The 13,719-nt window shown below is 66.6% G+C and carries 12 protein-coding genes and 1 pseudogene; 7 read left to right on the top strand and 6 right to left on the bottom strand.

Going from position 1 to position 13,719, the window contains the following annotated elements; genetic code table 11:
- Nucleotides 1–251 (top strand): annotated as a pseudogene (locus ACYVHH_RS11895) (type I glyceraldehyde-3-phosphate dehydrogenase); the annotation flags it as partial.
- Nucleotides 252–275: 24 nt separating this feature from the next.
- Here ACYVHH_RS11895 and ACYVHH_RS11890 read toward each other — a convergent pair.
- Together ACYVHH_RS11890 and ACYVHH_RS11885 are read right to left on the bottom strand one after the other, a co-directional pair.
- The gene (locus ACYVHH_RS11890; RefSeq protein WP_460565387.1) at nucleotides 276–1,763 is read right to left on the bottom strand and encodes a sensor histidine kinase; all 1,488 of its coding nucleotides are present in this window, start codon (nucleotides 1,761–1,763) and stop codon (nucleotides 276–278) included.
- Nucleotides 1,760–2,434: a response regulator transcription factor gene (locus ACYVHH_RS11885; RefSeq protein WP_460565386.1), complete on the bottom strand. Its 675-nt coding sequence runs from the start codon at nucleotides 2,432–2,434 to the stop codon at nucleotides 1,760–1,762. Before ACYVHH_RS11885 ends, ACYVHH_RS11890 begins: the two co-directional genes overlap by 4 nt.
- Nucleotides 2,435–2,622: 188 nt before the next feature.
- On the opposite strand from ACYVHH_RS11885, the gene ACYVHH_RS11880 reads away from it, so the two are divergent.
- From ACYVHH_RS11880 to ACYVHH_RS11860, 5 genes are all read left to right on the top strand, one after another.
- Complete coding sequence (locus ACYVHH_RS11880) at nucleotides 2,623–3,879, top strand: ABC transporter substrate-binding protein (protein WP_460565385.1); 1,257 nt, start codon at nucleotides 2,623–2,625, stop codon at nucleotides 3,877–3,879.
- Nucleotides 3,880–3,960: 81 nt separating this feature from the next.
- Nucleotides 3,961–4,839: a carbohydrate ABC transporter permease gene (locus ACYVHH_RS11875; protein ID WP_460565384.1), complete on the top strand. Its 879-nt coding sequence runs from the start codon at nucleotides 3,961–3,963 to the stop codon at nucleotides 4,837–4,839.
- Nucleotides 4,836–5,690, top strand: a complete 855-nt coding sequence (locus tag ACYVHH_RS11870; RefSeq protein ID WP_460565383.1) for a carbohydrate ABC transporter permease — start codon at nucleotides 4,836–4,838, stop codon at nucleotides 5,688–5,690. The genes ACYVHH_RS11875 and ACYVHH_RS11870 overlap by 4 nt, the downstream gene beginning before the upstream one ends.
- Nucleotides 5,691–5,693: 3 nt before the next feature.
- On the top strand, nucleotides 5,694–6,764 hold the full coding sequence (locus tag ACYVHH_RS11865) for an ABC transporter ATP-binding protein (RefSeq protein WP_460565382.1): 1,071 nt from the start codon (nucleotides 5,694–5,696) through the stop codon (nucleotides 6,762–6,764).
- A gap of 4 nt (nucleotides 6,765–6,768) precedes the next feature.
- Nucleotides 6,769–7,815, top strand: a complete 1,047-nt coding sequence (locus ACYVHH_RS11860; protein ID WP_460565381.1) for an oxidoreductase — start codon at nucleotides 6,769–6,771, stop codon at nucleotides 7,813–7,815.
- Nucleotides 7,816–7,830: 15 nt separating this feature from the next.
- Here the strand turns inward: ACYVHH_RS11860 and ACYVHH_RS11855 are convergent, their stop codons facing one another.
- The 4 genes from ACYVHH_RS11855 to ACYVHH_RS11840 form a co-directional block, all read right to left on the bottom strand.
- Nucleotides 7,831–8,817, bottom strand: a complete 987-nt coding sequence (locus tag ACYVHH_RS11855; protein WP_460565380.1) for a porin — start codon at nucleotides 8,815–8,817, stop codon at nucleotides 7,831–7,833.
- Between the two features lie 372 nt (nucleotides 8,818–9,189).
- Nucleotides 9,190–10,395: a sensor histidine kinase gene (locus ACYVHH_RS11850; RefSeq protein WP_460565379.1), complete on the bottom strand. Its 1,206-nt coding sequence runs from the start codon at nucleotides 10,393–10,395 to the stop codon at nucleotides 9,190–9,192.
- A gap of 15 nt (nucleotides 10,396–10,410) precedes the next feature.
- Nucleotides 10,411–11,127 carry a response regulator gene (locus ACYVHH_RS11845; RefSeq protein ID WP_460565378.1) on the bottom strand — a complete coding sequence of 239 codons (717 nt, stop codon included), beginning with the start codon at nucleotides 11,125–11,127 and terminating at the stop codon, nucleotides 10,411–10,413.
- Between the two features lie 77 nt (nucleotides 11,128–11,204).
- A complete protein-coding gene (locus tag ACYVHH_RS11840) occupies nucleotides 11,205–12,812 on the bottom strand; it encodes an AmpG family muropeptide MFS transporter (protein WP_460565377.1) in 1,608 nt (535 codons plus the stop codon).
- A gap of 26 nt (nucleotides 12,813–12,838) precedes the next feature.
- Between ACYVHH_RS11840 and ACYVHH_RS11835 the strand changes: the two genes are divergently transcribed.
- The gene (locus ACYVHH_RS11835) at nucleotides 12,839–13,717 is read left to right on the top strand and encodes a M48 family metallopeptidase (protein ID WP_460565376.1); all 879 of its coding nucleotides are present in this window, start codon (nucleotides 12,839–12,841) and stop codon (nucleotides 13,715–13,717) included.
- Nucleotides 13,718–13,719 lie beyond the last annotated feature (2 nt).

The raw sequence follows: 13,719 nt of genomic DNA, 5'->3' as shown, positions 1-13,719 counted from the left end.
CCTACGCCGAGATCTGTGCCGAGATGAAGGCGCAGAGCGTGGGGGCCATGAAAGGCGTGCTGGGCTACACGGAGGACAAGGTGGTGTCCACCGACTTCCGGGGCGAGAGCTGCACCAGCGTGTTCGATGCGGACGCGGGCATTGCGCTGGACGGCACCTTCGTGAAGGTGGTGAGCTGGTACGACAACGAGTGGGGCTACTCCAACAAGTGCCTGGAAATGGCGCGCGTGGTGGGCAAGCACGCCGCCTGACGCAGCGAAACCGGCGGTTCTGGCCTAGGCCGCGGCCGCCAGTGGTGGCTGCGTCAGCGGCAAGGTGATGCGCACCACCAGCCCATGCGGCTCGGGGTGGACGAGTTCCACCCCGCCATCGTGGCGCTCCACAATGTCGCGCACAATGGCCAGCCCCAGGCCGCAGCCCGAACCCTGGTCAGTCCCCCGAACGAACCGTTCGAACACCCGCTCCCGTGCCTGCGGACCGATGCCGGGCCCGTTGTCACCAACACGCACCACGGCCACACCGGCCAGCACGTCCAGCCCCACGGTGACTTCGCTGTTGGCACCGGCATAGTTCAGCGCGTTGTCTATCAGGTTGAAGACCGCTTCACGCAACAGTTCCGGCTTGCCACGTACCCACACAGGCTGACCGGCCGTGTCGTCCCAACCCAGGTCGATATGCGCCTTGAGCGCGCGCGGCACCGATTCGGCGACCAGCCCCTGCAGCATGGCCCGCAGATCGAAAGGCGCGGCCTGCGACAGCGCCACCGCCTCCGGCGCCGCACGCGCCAGCGTCAGCAGCTGTGACACCAGGTGCGCACTGCGCGTGGCGCTCTCATGCACGCGCAGCAGCCGCTGTCTAAGCTCAGGATCTGTGGCCTGCTGCAAGGCCAGCTCGGTCTGGCTCTTCAAGCCAGCCAGCGGTGTGCGCAGTTGGTGGGCCGCGTCACCGATGAAGCGCTTTTGCGCCTCTACGTGTTCGTGGGCCTCAGCCAGCAAGGTATTGAGCGCTGTCGCCAGCGCGTGCAGCTCAAGTGGCGCAGCGTCCAGCTGCAGCGGAGCCAGGTCGCTCGGGGCGCGGCCTTCCACCTGCTGGCGCAAGCGCATCAGCGGTGACAGACCGGCCCGGATGCCCAGCCGCACGATCACGGTCATCAGCAGCACCAGCGTGGACATGGGCAGCAGCATGTCCACCAGGATGCGCCGCGCCAGCTGCTCGCGGGTGTTGTTGCTGCGGGCAATCTGCACCAGCATGGTCTGCGGGGGAGCGTTGGACTCCCCTTCCAGCGACAGGTACAGCGCCACCACTCGCACACGCTGCGTCTGCCCGCCTTGTGGCGCCGTGGGCATCTCACCATCGTAAAAGTATGGCTGGTCCATCAACGGGCCCGCGCTCGTCAGCTGCTGCGGGGGTGGCGGCAGGGTCCGGTTGCCCAGCACAAACTGCCCCGGCGGGGAGCTCACCATGTAGTACTGCCGGTCATCGGGGTCGGCTTCCAGCACGTCTTGCGCGGCGCGTGGGAAGTCGATCAGCAGGCCGTTACCGATGGGCTTGAGCTGCCGCGCCAAAGATCGGCTGGACTGCAACAGCCCGTTGTCGATGGCCTGTTTGACGTAACCGGCCGCTAGGTAGTAGGCTGCCACGCCGCCCGCCAGCCACAACACCACCTGGGGCAGCAGCACCCACAGCAGCAGCTGGCGCGACAGGCTCAGGCCGCCACGCCCCCGTTCGTCCGCTGGATGGAAGGATGGTGCGAAGGTGCTCATCCGGCCTCGGCGGTTTCCATCAGATAGCCCAGCCCCCGAACCGTGCGGATCGCAACGCCCGACCCCTCCAGCTTGCGCCGCAGGCGGTGGATGTAGACCTCGACGGTGTTGCCCGGGCCGCTTTCGGCACCGTCCCCGGCCCAGGCCTGGGCGATCTGTTCCTTGGTCACCACCTTGTCACGCTGCTGCACCAGCAGCTCCAGCAGTGTCCACTCCCGTCCGCTGAGCTCCAGCGCAACACCGGCCACTGTGGCGCGGCGGCGGTCACCGTCCAGGTGCAGTCCCGCACAGTCGGCGTCCACCGGCAGGGGTTGCCGCCGCCGCAGCAGCGCTTGCAGGCGCGCCAGCAGCTCCGGCAGATCGAAGGGCTTGGTCACGTAATCGTCGGCCCCCGCCTGCAGGCCGGCCACGCGGTCGTCCAGCGCGTCTCGCGCTGACAGCAGCAGCACCGGCAAGGCCGGCTGAGTCTGGCGCACGTGCCGCAGCACGCCAATGCCGTCCAGCATGGGCAGGCCCACGTCAAGCACCGCGATGTCGAACGGGTAGCGGTGCAGCAGGTAGTCAGCCACCGCCCCGTTGGGCGCGTGCTCCACGGTATATCCCGCTCCCTCCAGGTGGAGCTTGAGCGCATCGGCCAGGATGGCGTCGTCTTCGGCGAGCAGCAGTCTCATGACGAAAGCTTAACGGATGTGAAGCTGTTCGTGCGTCATGCCGGGGCGAAGGACATCAGGGTTTAACCTAGTGTTAATAAATTAAAGGTTTATTAATATTTGCGGCGTGGCACTGCCCGACAGATGCAAACGCACATGGCAGCCCATCAACCCGGCCATCCAGGCCAACCCAAGGAGATTGACCGATCATGCGTACCCCCACTTATCTAAAACGTACCATCTGGGCTGCCGCAGCCCTGTGCGCCGGCCTGTCGGCGCAGGCGGGCGAAGTTGAAGTGCTGCACTGGTGGACCAGCGGCGGCGAGGCCAAGGCGGCTGCCGCGCTGAAGTCGCAGCTGCAGGGCAAAGGCCACACCTGGAAGGACTTTGCCGTGGCCGGTGGTGGCGGTGACAACGCCATGACGGTACTCAAGTCCCGCGTGGTGTCGGGCAACGCGCCTGCCGCAGCCCAGATCAAGGGCCCCTCGCTGCAGGAATGGGCTGCCGAAGGCGTGCTGGCCAACATCGACGACGTGGCCAAGGCCGAGAGCTGGGACAGCCTGTTGCCCAAGGTCGTGAGCGACGTGATGAAGTACAAGGGCAACTACATTGCCGTGCCCGTAAACGTGCACCGCGTGAACTGGCTGTGGGCCAACCCCGAGGTGTTCAAGAAGGCCGGCGCCAAGGTGCCCGCCAACTGGGACGAGTTCTTCGCGGCCGCCGAACAGCTCAAGAAAGCTGGCGTGATCCCCGTGGCCCATGGCGGCCAGAGCTGGCAGGACTTCACCACGTTCGAGGCCGTGGTACTGGGCGTGGGCGGCGCCGACTTCTACAAGAAGACGCTGGTGCAGCTGGACCAGAACTCGCTCAAGAGCCCCACGATGACCAAGGCGCTCGAGACCTTCCGCAAGATCAAGGGCTACACCGACAAGAACGCCCCTGGCCGCGACTGGAACCTGGCCACCGCCATGGTGATCAAGGGCGAAGCCGGCATGCAGATCATGGGTGACTGGGCCAAGGGCGAGTTCCTGGCCGCAGGCAAGACCCCGGGCAAGGACTTCGTCTGCGCGCCGGCCCCCGGCACCGCCAAGTCCTACACCTTCAACGTGGACTCCTTCGCCATGTTCCAGTTGAAGAACGACGCCAACGTCAAGGCCCAGAAAGACCTGGCAGCCGCCATCATGTCGCCCCAGTTCCAAGAAGTGTTCAACCTGAACAAGGGCTCCATTCCCGTGCGCCTGAACATGGACCTGTCCAAGTTCGACGACTGCGCCAAGCTCAGCGCCAAGGACTTCGTCGACACCGCCAAGGGCGGCTCGCTGGTGCCGTCCGCCGCGCACGGCATGGCCATCCCGGCAGCTGCCGCAGGTGCCATCCAGGACGCCGTGAGCCAGTTCTGGAACGACGACAAGGTGACCGTGCAGGCCGCCCAGGACCGCATTGCCAAGGCTGCAATGACGAAGTAATCCAGCGGTTACACCACCGTTGCCCGGTCCGCCCCTACCCCCCGGGGGGCGGACCGCCGTTTCCCCCGACCGGAGCAGCCCATGTCTGCCACATCCTCCCGGGCGGCCGCGTGGCTGCCCAAGCTGGTCGTTGCCCCCAGCTTCCTGCTCTCGCTGCTTTTCATCTACGGCCTGATGGTCTGGAACGGCTACCTGTCGCTTTCCGCATCGCGCCTGCTGCCCAATTACGACTTCGTCGGGTTCACCCAGTACGAGGCGCTGTTCACCAACGACCGCTTTCGCGTCGCGCTGACCAACCTCGGCATCTTCGGCGTGCTGTTCATCGGCGGAGCCATGGCCGTGGGCGTGCTGCTGGCCATCCTGCTCGACCAGAAGGTCCGCGGCGAAGGCATGCTGCGCACCATCTACCTCTACCCCATGGCGATCTCCTTCATCGTCACCGGCACCGCCTGGAAATGGATGCTCAACCCCGGCCTGGGGCTGGAGCACCTGATGCGGGAATGGGGCTTCGAGAACTTCTCCTTCGGGTGGCTGGTGGACCCGGACATGGCCATCTACTGCATCGTCATCGCGGGCGTTTGGCAAAGCGCAGGCTTCGTGATGGCGCTGTTCCTGGCGGCGCTGCGCGGCATCGACGACTCGATCATCAAGGCCGCCCAGGTGGACGGCGCCAGCCTGCCGCGCATCTACTGGAGCATCATCCTGCCCAGCCTGCGCCCGGTGTTCTTCAGCACCCTGATGGTGGTGAGCCACCTGGCCATCAAGAGCTTCGACCTGGTGATGGCGCTCACCGCAGGCGGCCCCGGCTATGCCACCGACCTGCCCGCCACCTTCATGTACGCCCACGCCTTCACGCGCGGCCAGATCGGGCTGGGCGCCGCCAGCGCCACCGTCATGCTGGCCACCGTCGCCGCCATCGTGGTGCCCTACCTCTACTCTGAACTGAGGACCAAGCGATGAACCGCCTGACCTACCACCGCCTCATCCTCTGGGGCCTGCTGCTGATCTTTGCGCTGTGGTTCCTGGCGCCGCTGTACGTGATGCTGGTCACCTCGCTCAAGGACGCCGACCAGATCCGCACCGGCAACCTGCTGAGCCTGCCCACCGCTCCCACGATGGAGGCCTGGGGCAAGGCCTGGAGCACCGCCTGCACCGGCGTGCAGTGCGAAGGCCTGCGCCCCTTCTTCTGGAACTCCGTGGCCATGGTGGTGCCTGCCGTGCTGGTATCCACGCTGCTGGGCTCCATCAACGGCTACGTGCTGAGCAAGTGGAAGTTCAAGGGCAGCGACACGCTTTTCGCCTTCATGCTGTTCGGCGTGTTCATGCCCATGCAGGTGGTGCTGCTGCCCATGAGCCAGATTCTGGGCTGGCTGGGCATCGCCAGTTCCATCTGGGGCCTGATCCTGGTGCACGTGGTCGCGGGCATCCCCTCCACCACCCTGTTCTTCCGCAACTACTACGTGGGCCTGCCCGACGAACTCATCAAGGCGGCACAACTGGACGGCGCCACCTTCTGGCAGATCTTCCACCGCATCGTGCTGCCGCTGTCCACCCCCATCATGGTGGTCACGCTGATCTGGCAGTTCACCAACATCTGGAACGACTTCCTCTACGGCGTGGTGTTCTCGGGGGCCGACAGCAAGCCCATCACCGTGGGTCTGAACAACCTGGCCAACACCAGCAGCACCGTCAAGGAATACAACGTGGACATGGCGGCGGCCCTCATCGCCGCGCTGCCCACGCTCTTCGTCTACATCGTCGCAGGCAAGTTTTTCGTGCGTGGCCTCACCGCCGGCGCCGTGAAGGGATAAACCATGGGTGCGCTCACCATCAAGCAGATTCACAAGACGTTCAACCAGACCACCCACATCCTCAAAGGCATCGACCTGGACATTGAGGCAGGCGAGTTCCTCATCCTGGTCGGCCCCTCGGGCTGTGGCAAGTCCACGCTGCTCAACATGATCGCCGGGCTGGACGAGCCCACCTCGGGCAGCATCTGGATCGGCGACCGCGACGTGACCCGCCTGCCCAGCAAGGACCGCGACATCGCCATGGTGTTCCAGAGCTACGCGCTCTACCCCAACATGACGGTGGCGCAAAACATCGCCTTCGGTCTGGAGATCCGCAAGGTGCCCAAGGCCGAGCGCGAAGCCGCCGTGCAGCGCGTGTCGCACATGCTGCAGATCGGTCACCTGCTGGACCGCAAGCCCGGCCAGCTTTCGGGCGGCCAGCGCCAGCGCGTGGCCATGGGCCGCGCCCTGGCCCGCGACCCCAAGCTCTTCCTGTTCGACGAGCCGCTGTCCAACCTCGACGCCAAGCTGCGCGTGGAAATGCGTGCCGAGATCAAGCAGTTGCACCAGCGCACCCGCACCACCACCGTGTACGTGACGCACGACCAGGTGGAGGCCATGACGCTGGGCGACCGCATCGCGGTGATGAAGGACGGCCTGGTGCAGCAGTTCGGCACCCCGCACGACATCTACAGCCGCCCGGCCAACCGCTTCGTGGCGGAATTCATCGGCTCGCCGGCCATGAACATGGTGGAAGCACAGCGCACGGGCGACGGCCTGCTCGCCCATGGCGTGACACTGGCCCTGACCGAGGCGCAGGCCGCTGGTGTGCGTGCCCACGCCAACACCGAAATCACCTACGGCCTGCGGCCTGAAAGCCTGTCGTTCGGCGACAGCGGCCTGCCCGGCACACTGACCATGATCGAGCCCACCGGCCCCGAGACCTACGCCACCGTGGACACTGCCGTGGGCCACCTGACGGCGCGTGTGCCGGGCCTGCTGCACGCCCGCGTCGGAGACAAGGTGCACCTGCAATGGAACGCCGAGGACGCCCACCTGTTCGACCGCGCCAGCGGCGCACGGCTGGCGGTCTGAAGCCATGAAAGCGCGCGCACCCATCGGCGTTGGCGTGGTGGGCTGGGGTTTCGCCAGCACCACCTTTCACGCGCCGCTCATCCAGGCCACGCCAGGCCTGCAGCTGGTGGCCGTTTCCAGCAGCCGCACCAGCGAACTGGCAGGCACGGGCCTGCCCTTCGCCATCGAACCCAGCCCGCAGGCGCTGTTCGCCCGCGACGACATTGACCTTGTCGTCATCCCCACGCCCAACGACACACACCACCCGCTGGCTGCCCAGGCACTGGCCGCAGGCAAGCACGTGGTGGTGGACAAACCCTTCACCCTGACCGTGGCCGAGACCGACGACCTGATCGCCCGGGCGGCGCAGGCGGACCGGTTGCTGTCGGTGTTCCACAACCGGCGCTGGGACGGCGACTTCCTGGGCCTGCAGGAGGTGCTCAACAGCGGCGTCCTGGGGCGAGTCACCCACTTTGAATCGCATTTCGACCGTTACCGCCCCCAGGTGCGCCAGCGCTGGCGGGAATCGGCCAGTCTGGGCGGCGGCCTGTGGTACGACCTGGGCCCTCACCTGCTGGACCAGACCCTGCAACTCTTCGGCCAGCCGCAGGCCCTGTGGCTGGACACCCAGGCGCAACGCGATGGCGCCGTGGCCGACGACTGGTTCCACTGCGTGCTGCGCTACCCGGCACTGCGCGTGGTGCTGCACGCCAGCGCCTTGACAGCCAGCGTGGCACCGCGTTTCGTGGTGCACGGCACGGCCGGCAGCTACACCAAGCACGGCCTGGACACCCAGGAAGACGCCCTCAAGGCCGGGCGCACGCCCGGTGATGCGGACTGGGGGGCAGACCCCCTGCCCGGCTCCCTGACGCAGCAGATCGGCGACCAACTGATGCACAGCCCGGGCCCTGCCGTGCCTGGCAACTACCTGCGCTACTACGCGGGCATCCGCGACGCGCTGCGCCAGGTGAGCCCGCCGCCTGTCACCGCCCAAGAGGCGCGCGCCGTGATGCTGCTCATCGAGCTGGGCCGTCTGAGCCGGGATCAGGGCCGCTGGGTCCCACTGGAATGAGCGGCTCGCCGTGAGTCAGAAGGTGTGCGTAAGGCCGACGGCATAGACGGTGTTCCTGTCGATTTTCACGCCGGTGCTCGCCTGTTCTGTGTCGCGGTGCACGCCGGTATACACCGTGGTGCGCCTGGACAGCTCATAGGCCAGGGCGACACCGTAGCCGGTGCGCTTGCTGTCGGTCACACCAGCCACTCTGGTCCTGGAGGCGGCATAGCCGCCAGACAAGGTCAATGCGCGTCCCAGCGGCACGTCCACCCCCAGGTGGTACTCGTTGGTCTTCTCGCCAGCGGCTGCCCTCACGTGGCCGTAGCTGGCCAGCAGCCTGACGGCACCCAGGTCATAAGAACCGTTGATGCGTGTGAACTTGTCTGAACCCCCGCTGCCCTGGGGCCTCTGACGTTGGTAGGCCACACCAGCATAGACCGGGCCATTGTCGTACTCGACGTGGAAGGCCATGATGTTGGAAGCCCCCTGCCCAGGGGTCTTGTCTTCGCCGGTAGCGAAGCTCACCGCACCACTGAAGCTGCCAAATGACGGCGTGGCGTAGTACACGCCATTGGGCGGGTTGTCGATGTACTCGTTGCTGACGAACACGTGGTCGGTGGCAGAGAACATGGAGTCGAACGCGCTGTGGGTTTCCCCGCTGATGTCGTCGTAAGCGGTCCACATCCTGCCCAGCCTGACTTCCCCGAAGCCTCCGGACAGGCCCACGTAGGACTGGCGGCTGAAGGCCTGGCCGGCTTCCGCAGCCCCAGTGTCCAGCGCAATGCCATGCTCCAGCAGGAAGTTGACCTTCAGCCCACCCCCCAGGTCTTCCGTTCCCTTGAAACCTATGTAGCTACTGCTGACGCCGCCACTTTCGATGACGGTCTGGCGCGCGCCGTTCAAGCCAGACTTGACAGAACCCAGCCAAATGTCGGCAACACCGTACACGGACAGACTGGACTGGGCCATGGCGGCGGTGGAGGCCGCCAGAACGGCCAGGGCGATCAGACACTTTTTCATCGAGGGCTCCCGGTGTTGCGACGGTCTGCCGCCGCCAGCCCTGCCTCCTGGCTTCCTTGTGGAAAGCTGAGTCCATTAGACCAGACAACGCACACCAGGCATACGCACCGACCCTGACCGCCAAACAGGTACCGCCGCAGCCAAGGCAAAAAAAAGCCACCCGGAATGGGTGGCTTGAAGTCCATCAGGACGTCGTTGGGAACCTCTTTGTACCTGTACCACCAGCCTTGTTGTTGTTGGCGCTGGCAGCTTTCCTGTAAAGATTCACACGCTGCTATTGCTTGTAATCGTCTTCGTGTGTGACAGCCGATAGACGGATTGTGCACGCCGATTTACCGGTTGAACATCCCCTGTTTAGGGGAGGCAAGCACCTTATTTTGATAAAAAAACCACAAAACGGGCACCGCCACCCGGGTTGTCCTCGCAGCGCACACTGCCGCCGTGCCGCTGGGCGATGGCCCGCACCAGCGACAAGCCCAGGCCCACCCCACCCTCGCGCTCGCTGGCCCCTGGCAGGCGGTAGAAGGGCTCAAAAATGCGTTCGCGCTGGGCCTCAGGCACCCCGGGACCCTGGTCACTCACCACCAGCTCCACCCCCCCGGCCACGCCACGCAGGCCCAGGTGCACGCTGCCCGGACCGGCTCCGGCGCCCCCATAACGGCGCGCGTTCTCCAGCAGGTTGCGCATCAGGCGGCGCAGCAGCTTGGCCTGCCCATGCAATATGGGCACCTCTTCGCCTTCAGGCAGTTCCAGCGTGGCGCCGGTTCGCGCGCACTCTTCGGCAGCCAGCCCCACCAGGTCCACCTCTTCCGGTGCGCCCATCGACGCCGACGGGTCCGCCAGGTCCAGCCGGCTGGCCAGCAGAATCTCGCCAATCAGCTCGTCCAGCTCGGCCACGTTGCGCTCGATCTCCTTGCGCTGCGCGGCGTTGGCCTCGGTGTGCTCCATCAGCTCCAGCCCCATGCGGATGCGCGCCAGCGGCGAACGCAGCTCGTGGGACGCATTCGCCAGGAGCGACTTGTGCGCCACCACCAGCGACTGCACACGCTGCGCGGCGGCATTGAAGCGCTCGGCAAGGAAAGCCACCTCGTCTCTCCCCTGCACGGGCAAACGCACAGACAGGTCACCCGCGCCCCAGCGCTCCACCCCGCGCTGCAGGGTTTCCAGCCGCTGGGTGAGGCGCCGGACAATCGGGTAGGCGCCCAGCGCCACCGCCAGCGCCACAACGGCCAGCAAGCCGATGAAGCCCCCCAGCGTCTGGAAGGCCCAGGGCTGGGGCTCGCTGCGCATGCCCGGCGGCCTTGGGGGGCGGGGCAACTGGATGTGCAGCGTCTGCCCGTCGCGCAGCGTCACCTGGAACTCCGGTGCCTGGCCCGGCACCCGCACCGCGGGCGCCTGGCCCAGCAGTTCGCCGTGCGCGTTGCGCACGATGACCTCGCGGCCGGGGCGCTGCGAGCGTTCCTGCTCCCACTGGCGGTGCCACAGCCAGCCCAGCAGCAGGGTGAGCACCGTGATGGCGGCCACCACCGCCAGCCAGATGCGCAGGTACAGGTGCTGGTGCAGACGGGGGCGCCACATACCGGACTCCACCGCTCAGTCCTGCTGCTTGGCGAACACGTAGCCCACGCCCCGCACCGTAAGAATGCGGCGCGGGTTCTTGCTGTCCGCCTCGATCGCGTTGCGGATACGGCCGATGTGCACGTCGATGGACCGGTCGAAGGCCTCCAGTTCGCGGCCACGCACGGCTTCCATGATCTGGTCGCGGGTCAGCACGCGGCCAGCGCGTTCCGCCAACGCCACCAGCAGGTCAAACTGGTAGGAGGTGAGGTCGGCCGCCTGGCCGGACACCGCCACGGTTCGTGCGTCGCGGTCGATCTCGAGCGAGCCGAAACGCAGCACGGGCTGCGCGGCCGGCAGCTGCGAGTGGGTTTCACCCCGGCGGCGCAGCACCGCCCGGATACGCGCCAGCAGCTCGCGCGGCTCGAAGGGCTTGGGCAGGTAATCGTCGGCGCCCATCTCCAGGCCGATGATGCGATCCATCGGGTCGCCCTTGGCCGTGAGCATCAGCAAGGGCAGCCGCGCCGCCTCGCCGGGCAGCGCGCGCAGGCGGCGGCACACCTCCAGCCCGTCCATGTCGGGCAGCATCAGGTCCAGGATCACCAGGTCGGGCAGGTGCTGCTGCACCGCCTCCAGCCCCAGCCCCCCCTCACCCGCGTGGGCGAATTCATAACCCGATTTCTGCAGGTACTCGCCCACCATCGCGGCCAGACGCGCATCATCTTCGATCATCAGGATGTGGGGGGTCGTCATCGCATGGGTCCTCTGCAGTGGGATCATGGCCATGGCAAGTCAAGCCGGTTTGTGCCGCCTGTAAAGTTCGGTGAAGTTCACCGGGGCGGCCGCACGGGCTCCGCAACTTCCAGGCGCCGTTGCGCCAGCCAGACCAGCAGCATCACCGGCAGGCCCACCAGGGCGGTGAACCAGAAGAAGCCGGGGTAGCCCATGGCGTCCACCATGCCGCCCGAATAGCCGCCCAGCGTCTTGGGCAGCAGCGTCATCAGCGAGCTGAAGATGGCGTACTGCACCGCCGTGAAGGACACGTTGGTGAGGCTGGACAGGAAGGCCACGAAGGCCGCGCTGGAAAAACCGGCGGCCAGGTTGTCGGCGGCCACCACGGCGTACATCAGCGGCACGTCGTGCCCGGCATGGGCCAGCGCCACGAAACCCAGGTTGGTCAAGGCCGCCAGCACCGCCCCCCACATCAGCGAACGCATCACCCCGATGCGCGTGGCCAGGATGCCGCCAGCGAACCCGCCGACGATGCTGACCACGACGCCAAAGGTCTTGACCGCGTAGGCGATCTCGGGCTTGGAGAAGCCCATGTCCTGGTAGAACACGTTGGAGATGACCCCCAGCACGATGTCGGAAATGCGGTAAAGGCCGATAAGCGCGAGCACCAGCCAAGCGGTGCTGGTGCCGTAACGGCGGAAGAAGTCCAGCACCGGCTCCACCCATGTGATGCGTGCCTGCGTCCGGCTCGCCACGCCCAGGCGGACCAGCAGCCAGCCCGCGCCAAACGCGGCCGCCAGGCCTGCGGCCATGCGCACAGCCTCCAGCAGCAGACTGACCACTGGCGCGGCAGACACATGCAGCGGCTCAAGCACCAGCCCCGTCTGGTAGAACACCGTGACAAACGCTGCCACGCTTGTCAGGAACACCAGCAGCAGGCGCAGGTGCTCCATCGACGGGGGCTTGCGGGCCTCGGCGCCCGGCGTGGGTGCTGCGCGCTGCGGCTCGGGTGTGATGAGCGTCGTCAGAATGCCCACCGCCATCACACCAGCCATGCAAAGGTAGGTCCACTGCCAAGCCTCGTAACGGTAGCTGCCCTTGGCCGACCCCCACCACGCTGCCAGGAACAGCGCGCCCGCGCCAGCAACGATCATGCCCACACGGTAGCCCGCGATGTAGGCCGACGACAGCAGCCCCTGCTGCTCGGGCCTGGCGATCTCGATGCGGTAGGCGTCGATGACGATGTCCTGCGTGGCCGAAGTGAAGCCAAGCAGCACCGCGAACAGCGCCATGGAAGTGAGCGTGTGCCCGCCAGCAGCGGGGTCGGTCATGGCCATGCCGGCGATGGCCAGCACCACGCCCACCTGCGCCAGCAGCAGCCACGAACGCCTGCGGCCGAGCCAGCCGGTCAGCAAGGGCAGCGGCAACCGGTCCACCAGGGGCGCCCAGATGAACTTGAAGGAATAGCCCAGCGCCGCCCAGCTGAAGAAGGTGACCGCCTTGCGCTCCACCCCCGCCTCGCTGAGCCATAGCGACAGCGAGGAAAAAATGAGCAGGATGGGCAGGCCCGCCGAAAAGCCCAGGCACAGCAGGCTGAGCACCCGCCAGTCCCACAAGGCGGCCAAAGTGGCGCGCCAGCCGCGTGCCGGGGGAACGTCCGCCATGGCGGGCGCCTTGGCCACCGTGGCTTGCGAAGATGATGTCATGACCCGATTTTGCCTATCATTGAGGCATGTGCTGGCTTTGTGATGCGAAATCGGCGTTGAACGCCACCGAAACACCGCCCCACGGCGACAGCCACCGCTGGTCGTCGCGGCGGGGCTTCCTGCTGGCTGCCGCGGCTGGCGCGGGCGGCCTGCTGCCCGCCACAGCACCTGCCCAGGTGAACGTGGGGCAGGCATCGGCCATGCGCAAGCTGGTGCCTGCGCAGCAACTGGAGAGTGCCGCCACCAAGCAATACCACCAGATGCTGGCCGAAGCCCGCGCCCAGCGGGCCCTGGCGCCTGACAACCACCCGCAGCTGCGCCGCCTGCGCGCCATCGCCCAACGGCTCATCCCGTTCGCGGCGCCTTGGAATGAACGTTCCCGCCAGTGGCAATGGGAAGTCAACCTGATCGGCAGCTCCGAGATCAATGCCTTCTGCATGCCAGGCGGCAAGATCGCTTTTTACACGGGCATCCTCGACAAGCTCCAGCTGAGCGACGACGAGTCCGCGATGATCATGGGGCACGAGATGGCCCACGCCCTGCGCGAGCACGCCCGCGAACGCCTGGCCAAGACGCAGGCCACGAGCATTGGCCTGTCGCTGGGTGCGCAGTTGCTGGGGCTGGGTGACCTGGGCAACGTGGCGGCCAACCTGGGCACCCAGTTGCTGAGCCTGAAGTTCAGCCGCGAAGACGAGACCGAGGCCGACCTGGTGGGCCTGGAACTGGCTGCGCGGGCGGCCTTTCAGCCCCAGGCCAGCGTCAGCCTGTGGGAAAAGATGACGGCGCAAGGCGGCGGCAACGGCCCGGCCTTCCTGTCCACCCACCCCAGCGGCCCCAACCGCATCCGCGAACTGCAGGCCAACCTGCCGAAGGTGCAGAGCCTTTACGACCAGGCCCGCCGCTGAGG

The organism is Hydrogenophaga aquatica (assembly GCF_054780915.1).
Note: the sequence above shows the minus strand (reverse complement) of the source record. Positions and strands in the feature narration are given on the sequence as shown.

Excerpts from the sequence above, each read along its gene's own strand:
- ACYVHH_RS11890 (WP_460565387.1), bottom strand. The coding sequence starts at position 1,763 with ATGAGCACCTTCGCACCATCCTTCCATCCAGCGGACGAACGGGGGCGT.
- ACYVHH_RS11885 (WP_460565386.1), bottom strand. The coding sequence starts at position 2,434 with ATGAGACTGCTGCTCGCCGAAGACGACGCCATCCTGGCCGATGCGCTC.
- ACYVHH_RS11880 (WP_460565385.1), top strand. The coding sequence starts at position 2,623 with ATGCGTACCCCCACTTATCTAAAACGTACCATCTGGGCTGCCGCAGCC.
- ACYVHH_RS11875 (WP_460565384.1), top strand. The coding sequence starts at position 3,961 with ATGTCTGCCACATCCTCCCGGGCGGCCGCGTGGCTGCCCAAGCTGGTC.
- ACYVHH_RS11870 (WP_460565383.1), top strand. The coding sequence starts at position 4,836 with ATGAACCGCCTGACCTACCACCGCCTCATCCTCTGGGGCCTGCTGCTG.
- ACYVHH_RS11865 (WP_460565382.1), top strand. The coding sequence starts at position 5,694 with ATGGGTGCGCTCACCATCAAGCAGATTCACAAGACGTTCAACCAGACC.
- ACYVHH_RS11860 (WP_460565381.1), top strand. The coding sequence starts at position 6,769 with ATGAAAGCGCGCGCACCCATCGGCGTTGGCGTGGTGGGCTGGGGTTTC.
- ACYVHH_RS11855 (WP_460565380.1), bottom strand. The coding sequence starts at position 8,817 with ATGAAAAAGTGTCTGATCGCCCTGGCCGTTCTGGCGGCCTCCACCGCC.
- ACYVHH_RS11850 (WP_460565379.1), bottom strand. The coding sequence starts at position 10,395 with ATGTGGCGCCCCCGTCTGCACCAGCACCTGTACCTGCGCATCTGGCTG.
- ACYVHH_RS11845 (WP_460565378.1), bottom strand. The coding sequence starts at position 11,127 with ATGACGACCCCCCACATCCTGATGATCGAAGATGATGCGCGTCTGGCC.
- ACYVHH_RS11840 (WP_460565377.1), bottom strand. The coding sequence starts at position 12,812 with ATGACATCATCTTCGCAAGCCACGGTGGCCAAGGCGCCCGCCATGGCG.
- ACYVHH_RS11835 (WP_460565376.1), top strand. The coding sequence starts at position 12,839 with ATGTGCTGGCTTTGTGATGCGAAATCGGCGTTGAACGCCACCGAAACA.